At 61.1% G+C, this 22,216-nt stretch carries 23 protein-coding genes and 2 tRNA genes; 16 read left to right on the top strand and 9 right to left on the bottom strand.

Annotation, left to right across the window (positions count from 1 at the left end):
• Window positions 1-4: 4 nt before the first annotated feature.
• Genes hypE through Thiosp_RS16195 form a run of 3 tightly spaced genes read right to left on the bottom strand, consistent with a single transcriptional unit; the run spans window position 5 to window position 2,561 of the window.
• Entirely contained in the window at window positions 5-1,063 is a 1,059-nt protein-coding gene (gene hypE, locus Thiosp_RS16205; protein ID WP_201068124.1) for a hydrogenase expression/formation protein HypE, read from the bottom strand.
• Window positions 1,060-2,250 carry a hydrogenase formation protein HypD gene (hypD, locus tag Thiosp_RS16200; protein ID WP_201068123.1) on the bottom strand — a complete coding sequence of 397 codons (1,191 nt, stop codon included), beginning with the start codon at window positions 2,248-2,250 and terminating at the stop codon, window positions 1,060-1,062. The genes hypE and hypD overlap by 4 nt, the downstream gene beginning before the upstream one ends.
• Window positions 2,247-2,561, bottom strand: a complete 315-nt coding sequence (locus Thiosp_RS16195) for a HypC/HybG/HupF family hydrogenase formation chaperone (protein WP_201068122.1) — start codon at window positions 2,559-2,561, stop codon at window positions 2,247-2,249. Before Thiosp_RS16195 ends, hypD begins: the two co-directional genes overlap by 4 nt.
• 486 nt (window positions 2,562-3,047) lie before the next feature.
• Here Thiosp_RS16195 and Thiosp_RS16190 point away from each other — a divergent pair, with 486 nt between their 5' ends.
• Complete coding sequence (locus Thiosp_RS16190; protein WP_201068121.1) at window positions 3,048-3,380, top strand: TusE/DsrC/DsvC family sulfur relay protein; 333 nt, start codon at window positions 3,048-3,050, stop codon at window positions 3,378-3,380.
• 105 nt (window positions 3,381-3,485) lie between these two features.
• Window positions 3,486-4,409 (top strand): gamma-glutamylcyclotransferase, encoded by a 924-nt coding sequence (locus tag Thiosp_RS16185; protein ID WP_201068120.1) that lies wholly within the window; start codon window positions 3,486-3,488, stop codon window positions 4,407-4,409.
• A gap of 35 nt (window positions 4,410-4,444) precedes the next feature.
• Here Thiosp_RS16185 and Thiosp_RS16180 read toward each other — a convergent pair whose 3' ends face one another.
• Together Thiosp_RS16180 and cysG are read right to left on the bottom strand one after the other, a co-directional pair.
• Complete coding sequence (locus Thiosp_RS16180; RefSeq protein ID WP_201068119.1) at window positions 4,445-5,230, bottom strand: substrate-binding periplasmic protein; 786 nt, start codon at window positions 5,228-5,230, stop codon at window positions 4,445-4,447.
• Between the two features lies 1 nt (window position 5,231).
• Window positions 5,232-6,662 (bottom strand): siroheme synthase CysG, encoded by a 1,431-nt coding sequence (cysG, locus tag Thiosp_RS16175; protein ID WP_201068118.1) that lies wholly within the window; start codon window positions 6,660-6,662, stop codon window positions 5,232-5,234.
• Between the two features lie 229 nt (window positions 6,663-6,891).
• Between cysG and Thiosp_RS16170 the strand changes: the two genes are divergently transcribed.
• The 6 genes from Thiosp_RS16170 to Thiosp_RS16145 all read left to right on the top strand — a co-directional run bounded on the left by Thiosp_RS16170 (window position 6,892) and on the right by Thiosp_RS16145 (window position 10,683).
• The gene (locus Thiosp_RS16170; RefSeq protein ID WP_201068117.1) at window positions 6,892-7,221 is read left to right on the top strand and encodes a rhodanese-like domain-containing protein; all 330 of its coding nucleotides are present in this window, start codon (window positions 6,892-6,894) and stop codon (window positions 7,219-7,221) included.
• A gap of 234 nt (window positions 7,222-7,455) precedes the next feature.
• Window positions 7,456-7,686 (top strand): sulfurtransferase TusA family protein, encoded by a 231-nt coding sequence (locus Thiosp_RS16165; protein WP_201068116.1) that lies wholly within the window; start codon window positions 7,456-7,458, stop codon window positions 7,684-7,686.
• A gap of 180 nt (window positions 7,687-7,866) precedes the next feature.
• Window positions 7,867-8,346: a sulfur carrier protein DsrE2 gene (dsrE2, locus tag Thiosp_RS16160; protein WP_201068115.1), complete on the top strand. Its 480-nt coding sequence runs from the start codon at window positions 7,867-7,869 to the stop codon at window positions 8,344-8,346.
• Between the two features lie 110 nt (window positions 8,347-8,456).
• Entirely contained in the window at window positions 8,457-8,831 is a 375-nt protein-coding gene (locus tag Thiosp_RS16155) for a hypothetical protein (protein ID WP_201068114.1), read from the top strand.
• Between the two features lie 11 nt (window positions 8,832-8,842).
• Window positions 8,843-9,922 (top strand): AI-2E family transporter, encoded by a 1,080-nt coding sequence (locus Thiosp_RS16150; RefSeq protein ID WP_201068113.1) that lies wholly within the window; start codon window positions 8,843-8,845, stop codon window positions 9,920-9,922.
• Between the two features lie 155 nt (window positions 9,923-10,077).
• Window positions 10,078-10,683: an NnrU family protein gene (locus Thiosp_RS16145; RefSeq protein ID WP_201068112.1), complete on the top strand. Its 606-nt coding sequence runs from the start codon at window positions 10,078-10,080 to the stop codon at window positions 10,681-10,683.
• 339 nt (window positions 10,684-11,022) lie between these two features.
• Here the strand turns inward: Thiosp_RS16145 and Thiosp_RS16140 are convergent, their stop codons facing one another.
• Both Thiosp_RS16140 and Thiosp_RS16135 read right to left on the bottom strand, forming a co-directional pair.
• Window positions 11,023-11,391 (bottom strand): hypothetical protein, encoded by a 369-nt coding sequence (locus Thiosp_RS16140; RefSeq protein ID WP_201068111.1) that lies wholly within the window; start codon window positions 11,389-11,391, stop codon window positions 11,023-11,025.
• Window positions 11,392-11,774: 383 nt separating this feature from the next.
• Entirely contained in the window at window positions 11,775-12,209 is a 435-nt protein-coding gene (locus tag Thiosp_RS16135; protein WP_201068110.1) for a S24 family peptidase, read from the bottom strand.
• A gap of 213 nt (window positions 12,210-12,422) precedes the next feature.
• On the opposite strand from Thiosp_RS16135, the gene Thiosp_RS16130 reads away from it, so the two are divergent.
• From Thiosp_RS16130 to Thiosp_RS16120, 3 genes are all read left to right on the top strand, one after another.
• Window positions 12,423-14,228, top strand: coding sequence for an ABCB family ABC transporter ATP-binding protein/permease (locus Thiosp_RS16130; RefSeq protein ID WP_407702727.1), 1,806 nt, complete (start codon window positions 12,423-12,425; stop codon window positions 14,226-14,228).
• Window positions 14,229-14,315: 87 nt separating this feature from the next.
• On the top strand, window positions 14,316-15,605 hold the full coding sequence (locus Thiosp_RS16125; protein ID WP_201068108.1) for a bifunctional alpha/beta hydrolase/OsmC family protein: 1,290 nt from the start codon (window positions 14,316-14,318) through the stop codon (window positions 15,603-15,605).
• A 514-nt stretch (window positions 15,606-16,119) separates the two neighbouring features.
• A complete protein-coding gene (locus tag Thiosp_RS16120; protein WP_201068107.1) occupies window positions 16,120-16,881 on the top strand; it encodes a hypothetical protein in 762 nt (253 codons plus the stop codon).
• Between the two features lie 112 nt (window positions 16,882-16,993).
• Here the strand turns inward: Thiosp_RS16120 and htpX are convergent, their stop codons facing one another.
• Window positions 16,994-17,881 carry a protease HtpX gene (gene htpX / locus Thiosp_RS16115; protein WP_201068106.1) on the bottom strand — a complete coding sequence of 296 codons (888 nt, stop codon included), beginning with the start codon at window positions 17,879-17,881 and terminating at the stop codon, window positions 16,994-16,996.
• Between the two features lie 157 nt (window positions 17,882-18,038).
• Here htpX and Thiosp_RS16110 point away from each other — a divergent pair.
• From Thiosp_RS16110 to Thiosp_RS24760, 4 genes are all read left to right on the top strand, one after another.
• Window positions 18,039-18,114, top strand: a tRNA-Ala gene (locus Thiosp_RS16110).
• A 103-nt stretch (window positions 18,115-18,217) separates the two neighbouring features.
• Window positions 18,218-18,293, top strand: a tRNA-Glu gene (locus Thiosp_RS16105).
• Window positions 18,294-18,663: 370 nt separating this feature from the next.
• Window positions 18,664-18,864 carry a hypothetical protein gene (locus Thiosp_RS16100; protein WP_201068105.1) on the top strand — a complete coding sequence of 67 codons (201 nt, stop codon included), beginning with the start codon at window positions 18,664-18,666 and terminating at the stop codon, window positions 18,862-18,864.
• Window positions 18,815-19,234: a DUF2335 domain-containing protein gene (locus Thiosp_RS24760; RefSeq protein WP_407702726.1), complete on the top strand. Its 420-nt coding sequence runs from the start codon at window positions 18,815-18,817 to the stop codon at window positions 19,232-19,234. The genes Thiosp_RS16100 and Thiosp_RS24760 overlap by 50 nt, the downstream gene beginning before the upstream one ends.
• Window positions 19,235-19,472: 238 nt before the next feature.
• Here the strand turns inward: Thiosp_RS24760 and Thiosp_RS16090 are convergent, their stop codons facing one another.
• Complete coding sequence (locus Thiosp_RS16090) at window positions 19,473-20,759, bottom strand: cation:proton antiporter (RefSeq protein WP_201068103.1); 1,287 nt, start codon at window positions 20,757-20,759, stop codon at window positions 19,473-19,475.
• Between the two features lie 210 nt (window positions 20,760-20,969).
• On the opposite strand from Thiosp_RS16090, the gene Thiosp_RS16085 reads away from it, so the two are divergent.
• The gene (locus tag Thiosp_RS16085; protein ID WP_201068102.1) at window positions 20,970-22,211 is read left to right on the top strand and encodes an HD-GYP domain-containing protein; all 1,242 of its coding nucleotides are present in this window, start codon (window positions 20,970-20,972) and stop codon (window positions 22,209-22,211) included.
• Window positions 22,212-22,216 lie beyond the last annotated feature (5 nt).

Below are 22,216 nucleotides of genomic sequence, written 5' to 3'. Positions count from 1 at the left end.
CTTGTTAGCAGATGCGAGGCAATTGCTCGCCGGTCAGCCAGTCGAGCAGGCGGCGGCCGCCAAAGGGCGTTTCCAGCTCGATCAGTTGATCAGCATCTTCGGTCACCGCGCCGATGATGGCGGCATCGCGGCCTAGCGGGTGGCCGTGCATGGCCTTCAGCAGGGAGTCGGCATGCTCGGCGGGGCAGATGGCGATCAGCTTGCCCTCGTTAGCGATGTGCAGCGGGTCGAGGCCGAGCAGCTCGCAGGCGCCGCGCACTTCGGGCTTGAGCGGAATGTCCGCCTCGCGGATTAGCATGCCGACGCCTGACTGGACGGCGAGCTCGTTCAGGGTCGCGGCCAGGCCGCCGCGGGTTGGGTCGCGCAGGCAGTGGATGTCCTCAACGGCGGCGATCATGTCCGCGACCAATCCATGCAGGGCAGCGCTGTCGGAGGCAAGCTCGGTGCCGAAGCCCAGATTCTCGCGCTGCGACATGATCGCAACGCCATGGTCGCCTAGGGTGCCGCTGACCAGCACCGCATCGCCGGGCTGGGCGCGGTCGCCTGATATCTCAATGCCATCCGGCACCTCGCCGATGCCTGTGGTGGTGATAAAGCAGCCGTCGGCCTTGCCGCGCTCGACTACTTTGGTGTCGCCGGTAACGATGGGCACGCCGGCGGCTGTGGCAGCCTCGGCCATGGCGATGACGATGCGCTCAAGGTCAGCCAGCGGCAGGCCTTCCTCAAGAATGAAACCAGCGGCCAGATAGAGCGGTCGGGCGCCGGCCATGGCGACATCGTTGATGGTGCCATGCACCGCCAGGCTGCCAATGTTGCCGCCGTTGAAAAAGAGCGGGGAAATGACATGGCCGTCGGTGCTCATGACCAGCCGGCCGCTGAGCGGACCGAACAGGGCCTGGTCGTTGCCCTGGCGCAGCAGATCGTTATCCAGATGGCGGTGAAAGAGCTCTGTGATGAGCTGCGCCATGGCGCGCCCGCCGCCGCCGTGGCTGAGATCGACCCGGCCGGTGCGCAAGTCGAGCCGGCTGCTGAAGCCTCTGTGTAGTGCGGCGGAGTCAGTCATGGTTGGGATATCGGTCTACTTGGCTGGCGCGAGCGGCCATAGCTCCAGTAGGCGGCGCAGGCGCCTTCGGAGGAGACCATGCAGGCGCCCATGGGGTTTTCTGGTGAACAGACGGTGCCGAACAGCTTGCAGTCGGTCGGTTCCATCAGTCCCCGCAGGACCTTGGGGCATTCGCAGCCTTTGATCTCGCGGCTTGGACCGGCCGTGACCGGGAAGCGTCGCTCGGCGTCCCAGTCGGCATAGGCATCGGCGACCCGCAGAGCGCTGTTGGGTAGCCAACCGAGACCGCGCCACTCGAAGGTGTCGCGCGGGGCCAGGGTCTCACGCATCAGGGCTTGGGCTTTGGTGTTGCCCTCTGGGCTGACGGCGCGGCTGTACTGGTTTTGCAGATCGCTTTTCCCCTGGTTGATCAAGCGCACCAGCATGAGCGCGCTTTGCATTACGTCGAGCGGTTCGAAGCCGGCGATGACCAGCGGGATGCCGTGATCCTTGGCGACGAAGGCATAGGCGTCGCTGCCGATCACCGTGCTGACATGGGAAGGGCCGAGGATGCCGTCGATCTGGACTCTTTCATCGTCACTGCCGTTGCCACTGTAAGTACTGCCGGCGTCGCCACCTTGGCCGTTGCCGCTGCCGCTGCCCAGAATAGCGCGCAGTGCGGGCGGGGTGAGCACATGGTTGCAGAAGACCGAAAAATTGCGGAGTCCTTCGGCGCGGGCGGCCTTTAAGGCGACCGCGGTGGGCGGCGTGGTGGTTTCGAAGCCGATGGCGAAGAAAACCACCTGGCGTGCGGCATCTTCTCGGGCTAGGCGGAGTGCGTCTTGAGTGGAGTAGACCATGCGGATGTCGGCGCCGGCGGCCTTGGCCTTGAGCAGGCTTTGGCGCTCGCTGGCGGGCACCCGCATCAGGTCGCCGTAGGTGCAGAGGGTTACCTGGTGCTCGGTGGCCATGGCGATGGCCTGGTCGATGCGCGCCATGGGGAGCACGCAGACGGGGCAGCCGGGTCCATGGACGAAGCGCAGGTTCTCGGGCATCAGGTCCTGCACGCCATAGCGGAAAATGGCGTGGGTATGGCCGCCGCAGAATTCCATTAGCCGGTAGTCGCGATCTTCACTGATCTCGTCGCGGATGGCGCGGGCGAGATCGCGGGCAAGGCCGCTGTCGCGGTATTCGTCGACGAATTTCATCGTTGGGGTCCGTCGGTTTCCCCAGTGGTTGTTTCGGCAGCTATTGCTGCGGTTGCTCGGCTGGTAGCTGGCTGGCCGGGCGGGTTCTCGGTGAATTCGCTAAAGCTTCGCATAAGCCGCAGGGTTTCTTCGGCCTCCTCGGGGCTGATGCGGTTGAGCGCATAGCCGACGTGGACGAGCACATAGTCGCCAATCTGGACATTTTCGACCAAGGCGAGGGAGATGTCCTTGCGCACGCCATCGAGTGAGACGCTGGCCATGTCTGTGGCGCTGTCGATGTCCAGCACCTGGGCGGGAATTGCGAGGCACATGAAAGGGCTCCGAGGGCTCCAGTTGTTTGTTGTCAGCATACCTGAATCATCGCGAAGCCCAAACTGCGGTCTTGATCAATTCCTAAAGTGAGTCGGGAGGTCCGCAGTTGCATGCCGAAGTCGGGACCTGATCTATCAATCAAATGCGATGAAGGTCACGGTCCGGACAGATCAAGGCTTGTTTCCTTTGCTACGAGGGGTAAACTTGTGGTTCGCGATCAGGAACGAAACACGCGGCGGCTGGATGAAAAGTTAAGGATGTCTCCCCGGTTCGCCCTGAGCTGATCGTTCATAACGCATTATTCGTCATCTGTTCTTAGCCGGATGATTCAGCGTTCGCAAGACATCGATCTGGACCATCGGATACGGAGGTTCGCCATGCCTGGTAACGCTTCCTCGAGGCGCCAGCAGTCATTCCCAAAGCCATCCCAACATCCAATCCAGCGCAAGGCTGCCCCTGCCGGCGTCGCTGTCAGAGGTCGGGTGGTGCCCACCGACGAACAAGGCTATCTGCGCAACCCTGCGGATTGGTCTGAGGATTACGCCTGCGCGGTCGCCGAGCAGGAAGGCTTGAGGCTCACCCCGCGGCACTGGGCGGTCATTCGCTACCTGCGTGATTATGTCACCGAGCACAGTGTTCCGGTGAGCTGCGCCGACCTGGACACCATTCTGCATTTTCGTGCCTGCTGGCCGCGCGCCTGTGGCCAGCCGCGCTGGCTGCCGGGACTTTTCCCCGCCGGCGGACTGCGCAAGCAGGGCCACCGCCTCGCTGGCCTCCCGCGCGGCGATCGCAGAGCGGGCTGCAGGCTCGACGTCTAATCCCCCCGTGCAGACCGGTGCCCAGCAATCGACAGCCAAGCGCCAGGACGAATTGCTATCGAACGGAAATGTCAGCAATGGCTGGAAGGCAAGATTTGAGCGGTGATGATGAGCAGTAATCAGGCGATGCTGTATTTCGCCTACGGCTCAAACCTGCACCGTGCCGATTGGCGAAAATTTTGTCGGCGCCATGGCCAAGCCGATGATCCGTTGACGCCCCTTGGACCGGCCTGGCTGCCGGACCATCGTCCGGTCTATCACTATTATTCCGTGTCGCGCGAGGGTGGCGCGCTAGATGTCGTGGGGGATCTGGGACAGGTTACGCCGGGGATGCTCTTTCAGGTGAGCGAACCCGGCTGGGAGCTGCTCGATCGCAAGGAAGGCGCGCCTGGGTATTACCAGCGCACGCCGATCGCTCTGCTGACGGAAGACGGCGGGGTGTGCTCAGCGTTTACCTATCAAGTCGTACCAGAACGGCGGGAATCAGACTTTGTGCCGCCGACATCTGAATACCTGGCGCTGGTGCGGGATGCGCTGGCGCAATGGGATCTAACGGGCGAGGCACATAAGCAAGCCGCAGCGGGCGATGTGCCTGCACCGCTGGTGCAACACCTGTTTGTCTATGGCCTGTTGCAGTCCGGCTACGTATTTGGCCGCTTTCTCGACGGTCAATGCCGGCGCGAGCCAGCAACCGCGCCAGGACGCGTTTACGACCTTGGAGCATACCCTGCCTGGCAGCCCGCGCAGGCGCCGCATGAGCGCGTCAGCGGCGAACTACTGCGTTTCACCGCGCCAGCCTCTGTGCTAGAGCGCACGGACGCCGCCGAGGATTTCGTCGGTTACGGCGCAGACTCGCATTACCACCGGGTGCTGCTGCGGGCGAGATCTCGCGCAGGTGGCGAGGTGCTAGCCTGGTGTTATCGGTACGCTCGCGACCTGAGCCAGGCCCGGCGCGTGCCGGATGGACGTTGGCAACCCCAGCAGGCGGAGACTGCCGAACAACTTTGGGCGGGTCACTTGGGCGGATAACTGGGCTGGCGACTGACTCCGATCGTCGGTGGCTTTCAGCGGGTCGCTTCAATCCGCAGTGGAATCCACCGGCCGATCTGGCGGGCGAGGGTGCCGTCCGACTGCCATTGGGCGATGGCGGTATTGATGCGGGCGAGCAGATGGACATCCTTCTCCCGCACGGCCCACACCAGACGCTCGCTGAGCAGCGGATCAAGCAGGGCCGTGAGCTTGGACTCCGCCGGGTCCGCGAGCAGATTCCAGGCGCGCAGCGCATCGAGCACCAGCAGGTCGATTTCCCCGCGCTTGAGCGCCGACAGCGCCTGCCAAGCATCTGGGAAGGGGATGCGCTCGGCCTGTGGTATGCGTTGATGCACCACGCGGGCGGCGGTGGTTCCACGCTCGTAGCCGACCTTTCCGCTAGTTGAGAGCACGTCAACCTGGCGCGGGTAGCGGTCCATGTCTTTCTCTTGAATCAGCGCCAGCTGACCGGTCTGCAACAGCGGTTGACTTGGCAGCAGTCGCAGAGCCCGCAGTTCTGGCTCGGGCAGGGTGCTGAGCATTACATCGATGCGCCCCCCCTTGAGTGCCGGGATCAGGTCGCGTTCCGGTAATTCACTCAGTCTGAGCTCCATGCCCAACTGCTCCGTTAGCAGGCGGGAGAGATCGACAGCCAAGCCGATGAGTACGCCATTGTTGGCGGTTGCCATTGGCAGGGAGGACTCGCGGGCGATACCGACATGCAGCTCGAGATCGTTGCCCGCGACCGCCGGTGTGACGGAAAGACTCAGAAGCGTGGCTAGCCAGACACTAACGGCGAAACTAACGGCGGGCCGGTGCAACTCAGTCGTCCGGCAGAATCGGTGTGGTGGCGCCGCGCTCGGGATCGGGCGTCGCGTCGAACCAGGCCAATTGTTCGCGCAGCTCAACCACTTCGCCGACAATCACCAGGGTTGGCGGCTCGGGCGGGTCCTGCTCGACCTTGCTGAGAATGTTGGCCAGGGTGCCGACATACACCTTTTGCATGTGAGTGGTGCCTTGCTGCACCAGTGCCACCGGCATCTCAGGCGAGACGCCATGCTCGACCAGCTTGGCGACAATGACGGGCAGCCCTACCAGTCCCATATAGAACACGATTGTCTGACGCGGTTGCGCAAGCTGTGGCCAATTGAGATCGATGCTGCCATCCTTTAGGTGCCCGGTCACAAAGGTGACTGATTGCGCATGATCGCGGTGCGTGAGTGGAATGCCAGCATAGCTGGCGCAGCCGGATGCGGCGGTGATGCCGGGAACGACTTGAAAGGGCACGCCCTGAGCCGCGAGTGTGTCGATCTCCTCGCCGCCGCGGCCAAAGATGAAGGGGTCGCCGCCTTTCAGGCGCAGTACCCGATGTCCTTCGCGTGCCAGTTTTGCCAGCAAGGCGTTGATCTCCTCCTGGCGCATGGCATGGTGGTTGCGTTGCTTGCCAACGTAGATATGGTGGGCGTCGCGTCGCGCCATGGCAAGGATTGGCTTGGCGACCAATCTGTCGTAGACCACGACATCGGCTTGCTGGAGCAGGCGCAGCGCGCGAAATGTGAGCAGATCGGGGTCGCCGGGGCCGGCACCCACCAGGTAGACCTCGCCCATGCCAGAGTCTCTCGCGCCGATGGCAAACTCGCGTTCCATGGCTTGATCGGCCTCATCCATGTGACCCGAGAACACACGCTCCGCCACCCCACCCTGAAGCACCCGGTCCCAGAACCGGCGTCGGTCGCGCTGCTCGCCAAAGTGCTCCTTGACCCGGTTGCGATAACGCGCGCAGAGCTCGGCGAGGCGCCCATAGCCGGCCGGCACCAGGGATTCGAGCCGCGCGCGGATCATGCGCGCCAGCACTGGGGAAGCACTGCCGGTGGAGACTGCGACCACCACTGGTGAGCGGTCGATGATGGCAGGCATCAGAAAATTGCAGTCGTCGGGCTGGTCGGCCACATTAACCAACAGCTGGCGTGCCTTGGCCTGCTCGGCAATCTGGCGGTTCAGCTCCCGGCTGTCGGTGGCGGCGATCACCACTGCCACGCCATCAAGGTCGCCGGCGTAAAAAGAGCGTCTGTCGAGCTGAATGTCCCCCGCATCCGCCAGAGCCTGAATTTCGTCGACCACTTCAAGCGCGATCACGCGCACGCTGGCGGCTGCGTTTAGCAGGTGGCCAAGCTTGCGCAGTGCCACGCGACCGCCGCCGACCACCAGGCAGGGGCGGGTTTTGACATCAAGAAAAATGGGCAGTTGTTCCATATCGGGTGCGGGTTTGGGTACTGACTGGATGCGGGTGGTTGTTGCTTGGTGAGGTGCAATGCTAGAGAAACTTGGCCGATGGAGGGAATGACACTTGGGACTCATGAACCGGTATTCACGACCCGGAACCGGAGCGCTGAGAGACCCCGAAAGACACCGGCCGCTTGAGCTGTGGCTGGCAAGCTACAACAATAGTACGAAGAATTGAGCTCGACGGGTAGGAGAAACAGTGGTTCAAGAAATCGATTCCGATTCCCTCAAGACGCGTCTTGAGTCGTCCAACGACTTGGTGCTAGTGGATATTCGCACGCCGGAGGAGGTGGCGCAGGGCATTATTCCGGACGCGACCCATCTGCCGATGCATCTTTTGCCACTGCGCCATGCGGAGTTGCCGCGCGATCGCGATCTGGTGATCTACTGTCGCAGTGGCGCGCGCTCCTACCACGCCTGCCAGTTTTTGATCGGGCAGGGCTTTGAAAACGCCATCAACCTGCGTGGCGGCATCATCGACTGGGCGCGGCAAGGGTTCGAGATCGGGACCCTCGCGAGATCCGATTGACTCGGCTAATGCTAAGCAGCGCGCCTCACGATGGCGCACTAAAGGACTCGGTTTTTTGCGTGCAAGCGCCTGACTGGGTTTGTTTTTGACGTGCCTGCAAGACCCGCACGCGGGTCTCGCGACTTGCGTTTTGCGCCCGCTTCGCATATAAATCAGCATCTTTGCGTTTTGTTAAATACTAAACTCAATCCCCGGGCCGGGCTCGGGGGTTGGCCACAATCTCGGAGGTTGAAGATGGCCGATTTTGATCAAGAACTGGACGCGAGCGGACTCAATTGCCCACTGCCGATTCTGCGCGCGAAAAAAACCCTTGCTGGCATGGAGTCGGGCCAGGTGCTGCACGTCATCGCCACGGACCCAGGCTCCGTCAAGGACTTCGACGCCTTCGCCAAACAGACCGGTAACGAGCTGATGGATTCTCAAGAAGAGGGCGGTAAGTTTCTGTTTCTCATCAAGAAATCCTGACTTTAAGCGGCGCGTCCCGAGGGGCGCCGGAATCTGAACGAGCGCCACGCGCGTTACGCCGAGCGCACTCCATGCAGCGGCCGACATCCCTGGCATGCCCTTGCATCCAGAGGAGGCGAGCCGACTGCGATGAACCCATTGACAGGAACCGACTGATCAGGAACCGCTTGAGAGGAACCGATGGAACAAAAGAAACTCGCGATCATCGCCACCAAGGGCTCACTCGACTGGGCCTATCCGCCCTTCATCCTGGCATCCACCGCCTCCGCCCTGGGGTATGAGGTACAGGTGTTTTTCACCTTCTACGGCCTGCAGTTGCTGAAAAAGAAGCTCTCGCTTGAGGTCACACCGCTCGGTAATCCGGGCATGCCGATGCCGATGGGGATGGATAAGTGGTTCCCGATTCTCGGCATGACCCTGCCCGGCATGCAGGCGATGATGACCGCCATGATGAAGAAGAAAATGAAGGACAAGGGCGTGGCCAGTGTCGAGGAATTGCGCGATCTGTGCCAGGAGGCAGAGGTCAGGTTGATCGCCTGCCAGATGACAGTGGACCTGTTCGACATGGACACGAGCGCCTTCATCGACGGCGTTGACTATGCCGGCGCGGCCGCTTTCTTTGAGTTTGCTGGCGAGAGCGACATCTGCCTGTATATCTAGCCCCTCTACCTTGCCCCATATCAAGCCCCTAGAGATCCAGTTGTCTTCGATCTGGCATCTGGCGCACTTGCGTCCGGCGCCGATCGAGCGGCTGGATCAGCGGGTCTCTGATGTTAGTCCCCGATCGTAAAGACGCCCGCGAGAGGCGTTTGATCAAGCATTTTCGCGCGCTTGACGCCTCAGAGCGCGAGACCCTGGAGTCTTTTGCGGAATTTCTCGTTAAGCGGCGCACGTCTGCCAAGTCCGCGCGCGAGAGTGCCACTGGCCAGAGCGAAGTGGCTGCGCACGAGCCACGACCAGCGCAGGAAAGCGTCATCGCCGCGATCAAGCGCCTGCGGCGCAATTATCCCCAGCTCGATGCCAGCGAGCTACTCAATGAAGTCTCATTGCTGACGTCGTCACATATGTTACAGGGGCGCCCGGCCGGCGAGGTGATCGACGAGCTCGAGGATCTGTTCGCGCGCCATGCGCGCGAGCGCGCTTGAGACCCCCGCCCATGCAAGTCCTCAGCAACTGGTTCCGCCGCAACTTCTCCGATCCCCAGATTCTTTTTCTGGCGTTTTTCCTGTTGTCGCTTCTGGTGGTTGTGGTCACCCTCGGCAACATGCTCACGCCCGTGCTGGCGAGCATTGTGATCGCCTATTTGCTTGAGGGCATGGTGGGGTTTCTCGAGCGCAGGGGCTGGCCGCGGCTGATCGGTTCGCTGATGGTGCTGCTGGTTTTTATGCTGTTTCTGGCATCGCTTTTGTTGCTGGTAATGCCGTTGCTGTGGCGTCAGGCCACCGACCTGCTGCAGCAACTGCCGGGCATGCTGACCATGTGGCAACAGGCACTGATGCGGCTGCCGGAGCGCTACCCCGAGTTGATCACCAGCGAGCAGATTCGCGCGCTGATCACCGCCATCCGCAACGAGATCGGTTACTTCGGCCAGAAGTTACTGTCGCTGTCGATGTCATCCGTGGTGGGCGTGATCACAGTCATCGTCTACGTCATTTTGATGCCGCTGTTGGTGTTCTTTTTCCTCAAGGACAAAGATCTGATCCTCAGCTGGTTCAAACGCTATCTTCCCAAGCATCGTGGTGTCGCCAGCACCGTCTGGCGCGAGGTGGACCGCCAGATCTACAACTATGTGCGTGGCAAGGTATGGGAGATTCTGATCGTCTGGGCCGTCAGCTTCGCGGCTTTTTGGGCCTTCGGGCTCAATTACGCGCTGCTGCTGGCGGTGCTGGTTGGGGTGTCGGTCATCGTGCCCTACATCGGGGCGTCGGTCGTTACCATACCGGTGGTGCTGATCGCCTGGTTTCAGTGGGGATGGGCGCCGCAGTTGCTGTGGCTGTTGAGCGTGTACCTGGTCATTCAGGCGATTGACGGCAACGTGCTGGTTCCACTGCTATTTTCCGAGGTTGTTGATCTGCATCCGGTCGCCATCATTGTGGCCATCCTGGTGTTCGGCGGGATCTGGGGTTTTTGGGGTGTTTTCTTTGCAATTCCGCTCGCAACCCTGGTGCAGGCCGTGCTCTGTGCCTGGCCGCCGGAAAGGATGCAGTCCCAGGGTCCAACCAACTCTGACGCCTGAATGCCGCCGCACATGAACGGATTGGATGGGTTAGAATGACGGGCTGAAAGTGCACGTTCTAGCCCCGGTGCGAGCGCTTGCCATTTGCCTGATCGAACCAATCTCACTGCCGCAACAATTTTATCGCCTCACGAGTGTTTGCTGCCTCGATTGCCATGCTTCAACTGATCGCCGGCCTGCTGTTGTTTCTGGGAACGCATTCCTTCGCCATGGTGCGTCCAGCCTGGCGCTCCCGCACCATTGATCGTCTGGGGGAGCCGGCGTGGAAGCTGGGCTATGCGCTCTTGTCGGTGCTCGGTCTGTGGCTGATCGTTCAGGGGTATGGCGATGCCCGCGCGAGTATCGATCCGATTGTCTTGTATCAGCCGCCGACCTGGTTGCGTCACCTGGTGCTGCTGTTGATGCTGCCGGTTTTTCCGCTGCTGTTCGCGACTTATTTGCCTGGGCGCATCCAGCGCGCTACCAAGCATCCGATGCTGGCAGCGGTCAAGATCTGGGCCTTCGCGCATCTTCTCGCGAATGGGTCCCTGGCCGATGTGCTTTTATTCGGCAGTTTTCTTGCCTGGGCAGTTGCTGACCGCATTTCGCTCAAGCGCCGTCCCCAGGGAGCAGATTCCGCACCGGCGGGAGCCCTTGGGAGCCCGGTTGGAAGCAGCAGGAACGACTGGATTGCCGTGATCGCCGGCGTGGTGGTCTATGTGCTGTTCCTGTTCTGGGTGCACCAATGGCTGTTTGGCCATGCACCGCTGGGCCCAGCGTGAACGGGTCCAGCAGGACTGGGTCCAGCATCAGTGGGTCAGGCATCACTGGGCCAGCTTCCCTGATTGACACCGGTGACCCAACTTTGATCAATTAGCGCACCAATTGACCCTAATAATTTCTCGCCACTGTGCAACGGAACAACAGGAGATATGAATGAGTAAGTCCGTGGACGCAGATCAAACCACAAAAAAGTCCGGAGGCATGTTAGCAACCCTTGGCGTCAACAAGGTTGCGACTGTTAGCGCCGCCCTCGCGTTGATATTCGGTTCTATTTTCATGCTCGGCGACCCCTATGGTCCGCACCAAAGTGCCGGCCACCATAGCGAGGAATCCGTCGATCAGCGCCTAAGCCCCATCGGTCGGGTCGTGGTGGCAGAAGCGGCTCCTGAGGAGGGCTCGGATGCTGCTGCCTCCGCCAGTGGATCGACCAGCGGGTCGACCAGCGCGTCTGCTAGCCCCTCAAGCAGCTCAGCGCCTAGCGCAAGCGAGGGTGGGGACGCGCAAGCTGGCGCCGGCGACAAGGCCGCAGCCGGATCTGCCGCTGCCGCAAGCGCCGCTGCGGCGTCCAAATCACCAAGCTCCGCGCCCAAACCGGCGGCCGCGCCAGAGCCGGCCAAGCCATTTGCGCCGAAGCCAGGGCAGACTGCTCGGGCCGCAGCTCCAAAGCCGGCACCGGCGCCAGCGGCTAAGCCTGCACCGGCAGCCAAGCCCGCACCGGTCGCTAAGCCTGCACCAGCGGCTAAAGCGCCAGCGCCGAGCGCACCCAAGCAGGCAGCACCTGCCGCCCCTGCTCAGGCCCCAACTCCAGCCCCGGCCCATCAGGCGCAACCGCCGATGCGCCCGCGGATGCCGCAGCGCCCGGTCATGCCCGGATGGATGCAGCAGAACGTCCCCATGCCTCCGCGCCAGTATCCATACCGGTAACTGAATCCGGCGTCAGGCACGGGCGGCTCGCCGCGAGGCGGGTCGCCCGAACGCCCTAGAGGCATTCCATAGTGCGTCCGGGCGCTGTCCGGCAGCAGTTTTTGCTTCCATATTTCAGCGCGGGCCTTTGCAAGCCGTCTGGGTGCGCGCGCGTCTTAAGTCCCGGTCAGGTCCCAGTCAGGTCGGTAATGAGGGGCGAGGCGGGCGAGGGTGCAGGATCACCACCTAGCTCTGGTGCGGCGTCCTTGTCGTGATTTCCCTGGTCATACTCATAATGCTTGACCTTGCGCCGGATGTTGCGCTGAATCACCACGCCGAGCACTTGCCACTGCAGTCCGTCGAGTGCGATAGCGGGGAAATTTGGGTCCAGGGCGACAAGCCATTGTTGGCCCTGTGGGTCGCGTTTGTATTGCCTTAACCAACGCACGCCTTCGACCTCGACAAAGACATACATACCATCCTCGGCCCGATTGACGGGCTCGATGACCACCACGCAGCGATCCGGGAATTCCGGCTCCATGTCCGGGCCCAGGACTTGCAGGGCAAATGGCTCCTGCAGGGCGCAGCCACCGTTGTCCATTCCCATATCCATGTCCGACATCGCTGTTGCCCCCTGTTCGCGCATCGTTGATCCACTTCTGGGCGGCTGCTTTGCACTGCGGAGTCTGCCAGGACCAGATATTTCATAGGGGGTCCATCATGATGGCGTCCATTCTCCAAAGCCCGTTCAGCCAAAGCATGCCCGTTTAAAGTCCCTTGAGATGGGACCACTACCGTTGAGACTCAATCGCTCATGTTAGGTCCGGGACGAATCATGGCTACCGAACGCATCCACGGCGACCGCCGCGACTGGCAGAACCTGCGCCAGATGCTGCCCTATCTGTTGGAGTTTCGTGGGCGCGCGCTGCTGGCGCTGGGCGCGTTGGTGCTGGCGAAGTTCGCCAATGTCGGCGTGCCCATGGTGTTCAAGGACATCGTCGATGCCTTCGAGGGGCCGCAGGCGCAACTGCTGGTGTTGCCGGTCAGCCTGCTGCTGCTTTATGGGTCGCTCAAGCTCTCGAGCGCCCTGTTCAATGAGCTGCGCGATGTGGTCTTCGCGCGGGTGCGCTTTCGAGCCATGCGTCGGCTTTCGACCCGGGTGCTGGAGCACCTGCACCGTTTGTCGCTGCGCTATCACCTCGAGCGCCAGAGCGGCGCCATCAGCCGCGACCTGGAGCGAGGCACCCGCTCGGTGTCGACCATTCTGAACTACATGGTCTTCAGCGTCATCCCGGTGCTGGTGGAATTCTCCTTGGTCGCCGCTGTGCTGCTGACCAAATACGAGCTGGTGTTCACCCTGGTAACTTTTGGCACCGTGCTGGTCTACGTGGCCTTCACCTTTGCGATCACCGAATGGCGCATGGACTATCGCCACCAGATGAACAGGCTCGATTCCCATGCCAATTCCCAAGCGTTCGACAGCCTGCTGAACTACGAGACCGTCAAGTATTTCGGCAACGAGCGCATGGAGTTGGAGCGCTACGACGGCACCCTGTCGGAGTGGGAAGACTATGCGGTGAAAAGCCAGAGCTCCATGTCGCTGCTGAACTTTGGCCAGGGCAGCATTATCGCGCTCGGGGTGACGGGGATCATGTTCTTCGCCGCCCAGGGCGTGGTCTCCGGGCGCATGAGCATCGGCGATCTGGTGCTGGTCAATGCGCTGATGCTGCAGTTGTTCATTCCGCTCGGCTTTCTCGGTATCGTCTATCGGCAGATCAAATACGCCCTGGCCGACATGGATTTGGTGGTCAAGCTGCTCGCGCGCGTGCCGGAGGTGCAGGATGCCCCGAGCGCTCAGTCGCTGAGGCTGAGCGCCGGTGGCGTGCGCTTTGAGCAGGTGAGCTTCGATTATCAGCGGGAGCGGCCGATTTTGCGTGCGGTGGATTTCACCATCGCCCCGGGCGAGAAGGTCGCCGTGGTTGGGCACAGCGGCGCCGGCAAGTCGACCCTTGCGCGGCTGCTGTGCCGCTTTTATGAGGTGACAGACGGGCGCATCCTGGTCGACGGGCAGGATGTCCGTGAGGTCACCCAGCAGAGCCTGCGCGCGGCCATTGGTATCGTGCCCCAGGATACGGTGCTGTTCAATGACAGTATTTTGTACAATCTGAACTATGGTCGCCCGCAAGCCACCCGCGAGGAGATCGAGCGCGCCGCCGAGCTGGCCCACATCCGTGCCTTCATCGAGAGTCTGCCGAATGGCTGGCAGACGGTCGTCGGCGAGCGCGGGCTCAAGCTCTCCGGTGGGGAGAAGCAGCGCGTCGCCATCGCCCGCGCCATTCTCAAGCGCCCGCGCATCCTGATTTTCGACGAGGCAACCTCATCACTCGACAGCCGCACCGAGCAGGCCATTCAGCAAACGCTGGCCGAAGTCGCCGAGAATCACAGCACCCTGGTCATCGCCCATCGGCTCTCGACCATTGTCGATGCTGATCGCATTCTGGTGATGGACGGTGGGCGTATCATTGAGCAGGGCGATCACCACGGGCTGCTCGACGCCGGCGGCGCCTATGCCGCCATGTGGGAGCTGCAGCTGCATGAACGCGAGCGCCAGGCAGTCTTGGGTGCCCAGCCGCCAGCCTAGCTACCAGCCGAGCTACCAGTTTAGCCACCCATGCTGCAATAATGCGACAGTCAGTGCATTCAACGAACCAGGGATAAGCGTTTTCGCATGGCCCGCATTCGGCTCGAATTTCCCAATCAACGCGGCGAGCTCCTGGCCGGTTTGCTCGAGACGCCGTCAGCTGGCACTAGCACTTTGGCCTATGCGCTGTTCGCGCACTGCTTTACCTGCGGTAAGGATATTGCCGCCGCAAGCCGCATTAGTCGCGCGCTGGCGGCCCGGGGCATCGCAGTGCTGCGGTTTGATTTCACCGGGCTGGGTAACAGCGATGGCGACTTTGCCAACACCAGTTTCTCGTCCAATGTGGCCGATCTACTTGCCGCGGCGGAGATGCTGGGGCGGGACTACGCGGCGCCGCGTCTGCTGATCGGGCACAGCCTGGGCGGCGCGGCCATTCTGGTGGCCGCCCATCGGTTACCCAAGGTCGATGCGCTGGTGACCATCGCCGCGCCGGCCACCGCGACCCATGTGCGCCACCTGTTCAGCGGAGCCGAGTCCGAACTCAGCGCGCGCGGCGAGGCCGAAGTGCGCATTGCCCGGCGCCGTTTCCGCATCAAAAAGCAGTTTCTCGATGACCTTGAGCAGCATGCGACCCCTGAGCATATCGGGCGCCTGCGCCGGCCGCTGCTGCTGTTTCATTCGCCGCTCGATGCGGTGGTGGCCATCTCCGAGGCCTTTAGCATCTATCAAGCCGCCAAGCATCCGAAGAGCTTCATCTCGCTTGATCAAGCCGACCACCTGCTGACCGATCCAGCCGACGCCGTCTATGTGGCCGACACCCTGGTCGCCTGGGCGAGCCGCTATCTGCGCCTGCCGCAAAGCCCGAGCGAGCCGAGTATGGGAACCATACCGCAGCTTGCCACAGACGAGGTGCTGGCCCGCGAGCTTGGCGACTCCGGGCTGCTCGGGCTCTATAGTGACCACCACCAACTCGCAGCGGCGGGCCTGCCCTGCGCGGATGATCCGCCGCACCAAGCACTGGCGCCGACGCCCGCCACGCTGTTGCGGATGGCGCTGGCCGCGGATCTGTGCCGATGGCTGCGGGGGCATGCCGCGCAAGCGGGCTATGCCCTCGACGATGTCGAAGTGCGCGTTGATGTCCCGCTCAATTTGCCGGAGGCCGACGCAGCCAAGGGGCACGTGCGGTCGCGGCCAGAGTCAAGGTCAGATCCAGAGCCAGAGCCAGAGCCAGAGCAGGAGATGCGGTGTCGTCTGCGCCTGACCGGTGACCTGAGCGAGCATCAACGCACCATCTTGTGCGAGGAGGCTCGGCAAGCACCTTTGGCGCTAGCACTGACACAGAAAGTCGCGTTGCGGCTGCAGTTGGAGGAAGATTGACGCCAGCCAAGCGACGGGCAGGGAGTTCTCGATGCGTTCTGCTCGGGCAAAAAAAACCGGGTATCGAGCCGTCGGCTCTCACCCGGTAATTGGGTCGGGAAATGTCATAAACCCGCTTCAAGCCCGCCCAAGAGCTTGAAAAAACCGCAAGCTAAACCCCCAGAAAAAGCACCTAAATGACCGAAATCCCTTTGGTGTCGACTCCATGGCGGCCATCCTTGGCTGCCGAAACGTCCACTGTTCTCCGCCCTATGTTGGCGGTGTTGAATGATCCCTTCGCACACTTATAAGGCTAGCGGATGCTTCCCTACCTGACTGTGAACTGGTTTGCATTTCACAAAGCCCGCCTTGAAACAGGCCCCGCTTTTGCACTATCGCCACTAGACCTCAGGCTTGCTTTTCCGGGGCGAACAAGACAAGGTGAGCGCCGTCCGCCATCAGGCGACCTTCGTTTTTGGCCCGAATGCCAGTCATTTTTGACTGATGACACCTGAGGTAACGCGAAATGAAGCGAATGAAAAACCCATCGCGCTGGATGCTTGTCCTGGTCGCTGCGCTGGTTCTTGGCGGCTGCGTCAAGGTGGAGCAAACCCTGACCTTGGAAAAGGACGGCTCTGGCACGCTGGACGTGCGCTACGGCATGTCCGAACAGACCATCGCGCAGATGGAAGCCATGCAGCAGATGACCGAGAGCATGGGGCAGGAAGCTGCTGAGGACTCGGGCTCCGAGCCCCCGTTTGACTTCGATGAGGCCGAAGTGCGCGAGCAGTTCGAGACCGAAGCTCCGGAAGGCATCGAGCTGGTCAGTCTGAGTTCGGAAAGCGTCGACGGCTGGAAGTACATGAACCTGAAACTGACCTTCGATGACCTGGCGGCGCTGCAGCAGACTGATTTCTTCTCCGACAGCGAGCTGAGCCTCACCAAGAACGCCGATGGGAACTATGTGCTGGTGCAGTCGACCGGTGCCGGCGAGGCAATGCCGCCAACCCCGCCCGATGGAAGTGACGCCGCGCAGAACGCCATGATGCAGCAGATGGCTGCCATGTTTGCTGGCATGCGCATCGCTACCACTGTGGTTGCGCCGAGCGAAGTTATCGAGTCCAACGCCACCGAGAGCGATGGCCGCGAAGCCTCGTGGGTGTTTGATGTCGATGAAGACCCAACGGTGCTGTCAAAGCTGCAGAACATGACGCTGCGCATGGTCTTCAAAGGGAAGGGCGTCGATATTTCGGAATTCAGCTCGGCCCCGGCTGAGTCCGAAGCGACAACGGAATAATTTGCGCCGGCAGTGCGGTTTTCTCACCAGGATTGCCGCTCTATTAGATAGACGGGTGCGGGAAGGAGAGGGCAGCCCCTGCTCCCGCACCCGGCTTGTCTGGCAAGGCTGATTAACCGCGCGCCTGCTCGAGAGCGGCGATGCGGCGTTCGAGCGGCGGGTGGCTGGCGAATGCCGCCTTGAAGCCATCGGCGATTTTGCCCGAGATGCCAAAAGCAGCAAATTCACCGGCCGGCAGATCCTGGGGCTCATGCACCCGCTGCAGAGCGCGCAGCGCGCCGATCATATTCTGGCGTCCGGCCAGGTTGGCACCACCAGCATCCGCGCGGTACTCACGATAGCGCGAGAACCACATCACAATCATGCTGGCCAGGATGGACAGACAGATTTCCGCGATGATGGTCACCACGAAATAGCCCAAGCCATAACCCCGCTCGTTCTTCAGAATGACACGGTCGACAAAATGGCCGATCACCCGGGCGAGGAAGACCACAAAAGTATTCACCACCCCCTGGATCAGCGACAGGGTGACCATGTCCCCATTGGCCACGTGGCTGATCTCATGCCCAACCACGGCTTCCACCTCGTCCTTGGTCATGCGCTCGAGCAGTCCGGTGCTCACCGCCACCAACGCATTGTTCCGATTCCACCCTGTCGCAAAGGCGTTCGGGTCCGGCTGGTCGAAAATCCCGACCTCGGGCATCCCTATACCGGCGCGCTGCGACTGCTGGCGCACAAGTTCCACCAGCCAGCGCTCAAAGGGCGTTCTCGGTTGGTCGATGATCCGCACGCCCATGGATCGCTTGGCCATCCACTTCGACAGAAACAGCGAGATCAGCGACCCGCTGAAACCAATCACCGCGGCCATCACCAGCAGCGCCCCGAGATCCAGACCCCCGGTCTCGGTTTGAACATTACCGAGCCCGAACAGGCTGAAGACAATACTCAGCACCACCAGTACGGCCAGGTTGGTCCCAAGAAAAAGCAAAATTCGCATCATGGTTAATAACTCCAAAATTCAAATGGATTTTCCACCGTATCAAGATAGGACTGAGAGGGCCGCTCGACAAGCCCTAGCAGAGGCCGACACGCCCGCGATGAGGAAAAAATGGTCTGGACAAGGTTCAGCGTGCGTTATATAGTAGCGGGCTTTCGACGGGGCCATAGCTCAGCTGGGAGAGCGCAACACTGGCAGTGTTGAGGTCGGCGGTTCGATCCCGCCTGGCTCCACCAATGAGCTTTAAATTTCCATCAATCAGCTGCGACCGGTCACCTTGCACCGGCCTGCTAATTGCGGCGCAATCCTCTACCCTAGCACCGCGCAATACCAAGTCAGGTCCCCATCGTCTAGAGGCCTAGGACACCGCCCTTTCACGGCGGCAACCGGGGTTCGAATCCCCGTGGGGACGCCAATAAAGACAACGGGTTAGCTCAGAAGTGGGCTAGCCCGTTTTTCTTTGGGTGAAACTCGCGCAAAAATCCGAGCGGTTTTGTTCGGGTCTTGGCTGCGCAGAAATTCCGGACGAACGACAGCTGCTCCAGTTTGGATTGGCCTTAAGGGGTATCTGACTGAAGCACCCGCAACTGCCTTGGGGTTGAAGGGCAGTAAGGTGAAGCAGGCAGGGTAGGTGTCGGTTTTTTGTGCGGCAAGCGCGTGTGCTAGACTGACGTAAAAGGCCGATAAGAATCTGCCTGTTAGCGCAACGTCTTAATACAACATATTGTTTTTATACGCGCTTGAATCACAACATCTAGTGATAGGCGGCACTTGGAAGCGAGGCTATGACTCGACACATCAAGCAATTTCTGCGCGGTGTCGGCAGTGTGATTGATATCGCGCCAGCACCACGCCATCGCGACTATTTTCAAGAATCAGACGGCGAGCGCTTACGCGCCGATGCCGAGCGCATCGGGGCCGATATGATGCGCGTCTATGAGCGACGCGGCCAAGATGCCAAAAACACCAGCCAGACGTCGCGATAACCGCCGCCACGCACCACAATCGCAAAGTGGCGCGATAATTCAGCAGCACACAGAATACCGCTCAAGTCCCTTTCCACCGCCGGCCGAGGTCGAGCGGTTTGAAGCGATTTCCCCGGGCTTTTTTGATCGACTGGTGGCGGAAACCGAGCGGGAGTCAGCCCACCGGCGCGAGGTGACTGCGAAGCTACAGCGTCAAGACGCGCGCGAGGCATTCCTGGGGCAGTTGTTCGGGCTGATTGCCACCATTGCCGCTTTCGGAACGGTCGCTTGGCTTGCTTACCTTGGGCACCCTGGGGCGGCCGGCACCGTTGGTGGTACAACCATTGTTGGCCTTGTTGGCGCATTTGTCGCTGGCCGTAAGATGCGCTGACAAAAGCTGATGCAGGGCATCCACCACCACGTTCGGGCGCGCCTTGCGGGTCGCCTCGAGCAGGGCGCCGGGGTGCATCACGATGGTCTTACCGTCGGCACTGATGATCAGGAGTCGTTCTTTAGATGATTAAAAGAAAGGGTTGGCCGAATATTTACAAGCCATTATTGCTAACAGTTTGAGAATAAAAATAGGGCAAAGCCCAACTCATGCTCCTTCATCCTCGCAAGGCGCGCTGTTATGGTGACAAGGTGTCGTCGTCGGGTGGTGGCGTACCGAACTCGCGGTTTGTACTTTGATCGAATGCGCGAATCACTGGGGCGAGAGTCAGTCCCTGCACCATGATCGAGAACACCACGATTATATAGGTGACTGTGACAATCAGGTCGCGGGTGGCTCCGGGGGGGAAGGATAGGGCCAGGGCAACCGATATGCCGCCGCGAATTCCTCCCCAGGTCAGCACCGTGACGGTGCCCGCCGAGAGGTTGCGAAAACCGCGGTAAACGCCAAGCGGAACACCCACGCTGACCGCCCGCGCCAATAAGACCAGCGGAATCAAAAGGGCGCCAGCAATCAGGAAGTTTTCGCTGAGCGTCAGCGCCAAAACCTCGAGTCCGATGAGCACGAAGAGGACGGCGTTCAGGGATTCATCCACGAGTTCCCAGAACGAATCCATGTGCTCTCGTGTCTTGCTCGACATGGCCCCGCTGCGGCCTTTGTTGCCGATCATCAGTCCGGCCACCACGACCGCGATGGGAGCGGACAGATGGACATGCTCGGCAAGTGCATAGCCGCCACTGGCGACGGCGAGTGTCACCAAAACCTCTACTTGGTAACTGTCGATGCGCTTGAGCATTTCGAACGCAACTTGACCGACGATCAAGCCGAAGAGCGCGCCACCGACTGCCTCCTGGGCGAAGAGTGCCAGGACGTCACGCGCTCGCATCTCCTGGCCGCCGATGGCGATCTCGAACAGCACCATGAAAAGCACGACGGCGACACCGTCGTTGAACAAGGACTCCCCGGTAATCTTGGTCTCAAGGCTTTTCGGTGCCCCAGCGCTTTTGAGTACGCCGAGCACGGCGATCGGGTCCGTTGGAGAAATGAGCGCGCCGAACAAGAGGCAGTAGATGAAGGGGATGTCGAAGCCGAGCAGCAGGAAGACCAGATAAGCAGATACGCCAATGATCAGGGTGGCCAAAAAAACGCCAAGCGTGGCTAAGGTGGCAATGGATCTGCGGTATTGGGTCAGGTCGTGGATATCAACATGCAGCGCGCCGGCAAAAAGCAGAAAACTCAGCATGCCATGCAACAAGGTTGCATTGAAATCCACGCTTGCAAGGAGTGCCCGCGCGTCCAGCGCGATATATTCGCTCAGTGGCAACGGCAGCAGCAAAACGAGCGATAGCGCCAGTGCCATCATCATCAAACCGATGGCGGTTGGCAGTTTCAAAAATCGCGCATTGAACCAGCTGAAAACCGCCGACAGGGAAATCAGTACCGCGATAACATCAAAAAGATTCATAGGTGAAGTTCCTGCAAGTCGCCCGCATCAGCGCCAGTTTACCTGAGGTCAGGTGAAACCGGGCTTGCCGCCGCGCATGTAGTCCAGTGCGGGTTTTGGCTGATATCATAAAATACCGGTAGGACGTTTTTTGGGTCGATTGGTCCCGATCGCCTGATGCGGGTTCGTCATTGTGAGATTCACGAAAAATTTGGGAGACCCACCCGCGCTGTGAGCGAGCAACAGGCAAAATTCATCGAGGTTGATCAGTTGCGCGTCGGGATGTACGTCTATCTCGATCTCGGATGGATGGGCCATCCTTTCGCGCTGAACAACTTCAAAATTATCTCACAGAGCCAGATCGAGACTATTCAGGGCCTGGGGCTGAAGCGCCTGCGCTGGTCGCCGGAGCACAGTGAACTGGCCGAAGCCGCGGTGCAGCCGGCAGCGGCAGCGGAGCCGGCACATGATCCGGAACGAGAGTTGCTGCTTGCCGAGCGCGCCAGTCTGGCGCGCTGCGACCGGGAGTTCAGCCAGGCCTCGCGCGCCTATCGGGACATTCTCAAGCAGGCCAAAGACCGGCCTCAGGAGGCGAAAGCGCAAACCGAGGCCATGGTCGGTGGCCTGGTGGAGAATCTGCTCGATCAGGGTGAGTCGATGATTCGCCTGCTGTCGGAAAATGCCGGCGAGAGCTCGTCCCTGCATGCCGTCAATGTCATGGTGATCTCGTTGCTGCTCGGCCAGCGGCTTGGCCTCGATGCCAAGGCGCTGCAATGCCTGGGAGTCGGGGCGTTGCTGCACGATATCGGCAAGATGGAACTCCCGCCGCGCATTCGTTGGCGTGACGAGCACCTGACGCCGACCGAGCGCAGCCTGCTGCAGCAGCACGTTGAATTCGGCGCCGATCTGGCCGCGCGGATGCAAGTGGGCACGCAGGCACGCGCCATCATCGCCCAACATCACGAATACATGGATGGGAGCGGCTACCCCAAACGCCTGCAAGGTGACGCCTTGCTTTACTCTGCGCGCATCGTCAGTCTGGTGAATCATTACGATGCCTTGTGCAATCCGGCGAACCCGGTTGCGGCGATGACACCGCACCGGGCGCTGTCGTTGATGTTCGCGCAGGCGCGGGAGAAATTCGACCCGGCCATCCTGGGTGTTTTTGTTCGCATGATGGGCGTGTATCCGCCCGGGTCCGTGGTCCAGCTGACCGATGATCGCTATGCCCTGGTAGTGTCGGTCAATGCCGCCAGGCCGCTCAAGCCGAGGGTGATCATCTACGAGTCGCGGGTGCCGCCAGAAGTAGCGCTGGCGGTTGACCTCGAGGACCAGCCCGAGCTTGGCATTCGCGCTAGCATTAAGCCGGTGCAGTTGCCGCGAAATGTGTTTGATTATCTCTCTCCCCGCCAGCGCATGTGCTACTTTTTCGAGCGCGCGCGCCAGCCAGAACAAGGCACCAAGGGCGCATGATGCCG

The organism is Thiorhodovibrio litoralis (assembly GCF_033954455.1).
Classification (GTDB): domain Bacteria; phylum Pseudomonadota; class Gammaproteobacteria; order Chromatiales; family Chromatiaceae; genus Thiorhodovibrio; species Thiorhodovibrio litoralis.
This window is presented reverse-complemented; position numbering and strand designations above follow the sequence as displayed.

Excerpts from the sequence above, each read along its gene's own strand:
- hypE (WP_201068124.1), bottom strand. The coding sequence starts at position 1,063 with ATGACTGACTCCGCCGCACTACACAGAGGCTTCAGCAGCCGGCTCGAC.
- hypD (WP_201068123.1), bottom strand. The coding sequence starts at position 2,250 with ATGAAATTCGTCGACGAATACCGCGACAGCGGCCTTGCCCGCGATCTC.
- Thiosp_RS16195 (WP_201068122.1), bottom strand. The coding sequence starts at position 2,561 with ATGTGCCTCGCAATTCCCGCCCAGGTGCTGGACATCGACAGCGCCACA.
- Thiosp_RS16185 (WP_201068120.1), top strand. The coding sequence starts at position 3,486 with ATGATGAGCAGTAATCAGGCGATGCTGTATTTCGCCTACGGCTCAAAC.
- cysG (WP_201068118.1), bottom strand. The coding sequence starts at position 6,662 with ATGGAACAACTGCCCATTTTTCTTGATGTCAAAACCCGCCCCTGCCTG.
- Thiosp_RS16165 (WP_201068116.1), top strand. The coding sequence starts at position 7,456 with ATGGCCGATTTTGATCAAGAACTGGACGCGAGCGGACTCAATTGCCCA.
- dsrE2 (WP_201068115.1), top strand. The coding sequence starts at position 7,867 with ATGGAACAAAAGAAACTCGCGATCATCGCCACCAAGGGCTCACTCGAC.
- Thiosp_RS16155 (WP_201068114.1), top strand. The coding sequence starts at position 8,457 with ATGTTAGTCCCCGATCGTAAAGACGCCCGCGAGAGGCGTTTGATCAAG.
- Thiosp_RS16150 (WP_201068113.1), top strand. The coding sequence starts at position 8,843 with ATGCAAGTCCTCAGCAACTGGTTCCGCCGCAACTTCTCCGATCCCCAG.
- Thiosp_RS16145 (WP_201068112.1), top strand. The coding sequence starts at position 10,078 with ATGCTTCAACTGATCGCCGGCCTGCTGTTGTTTCTGGGAACGCATTCC.
- Thiosp_RS16135 (WP_201068110.1), bottom strand. The coding sequence starts at position 12,209 with ATGTCGGACATGGATATGGGAATGGACAACGGTGGCTGCGCCCTGCAG.
- Thiosp_RS16130 (WP_407702727.1), top strand. The coding sequence starts at position 12,423 with ATGGCTACCGAACGCATCCACGGCGACCGCCGCGACTGGCAGAACCTG.
- Thiosp_RS16125 (WP_201068108.1), top strand. The coding sequence starts at position 14,316 with ATGGCCCGCATTCGGCTCGAATTTCCCAATCAACGCGGCGAGCTCCTG.
- Thiosp_RS16120 (WP_201068107.1), top strand. The coding sequence starts at position 16,120 with ATGAAAAACCCATCGCGCTGGATGCTTGTCCTGGTCGCTGCGCTGGTT.
- htpX (WP_201068106.1), bottom strand. The coding sequence starts at position 17,881 with ATGATGCGAATTTTGCTTTTTCTTGGGACCAACCTGGCCGTACTGGTG.
- Thiosp_RS16100 (WP_201068105.1), top strand. The coding sequence starts at position 18,664 with ATGACTCGACACATCAAGCAATTTCTGCGCGGTGTCGGCAGTGTGATT.
- Thiosp_RS24760 (WP_407702726.1), top strand. The coding sequence starts at position 18,815 with ATGAGCGACGCGGCCAAGATGCCAAAAACACCAGCCAGACGTCGCGAT.
- Thiosp_RS16090 (WP_201068103.1), bottom strand. The coding sequence starts at position 20,759 with ATGAATCTTTTTGATGTTATCGCGGTACTGATTTCCCTGTCGGCGGTT.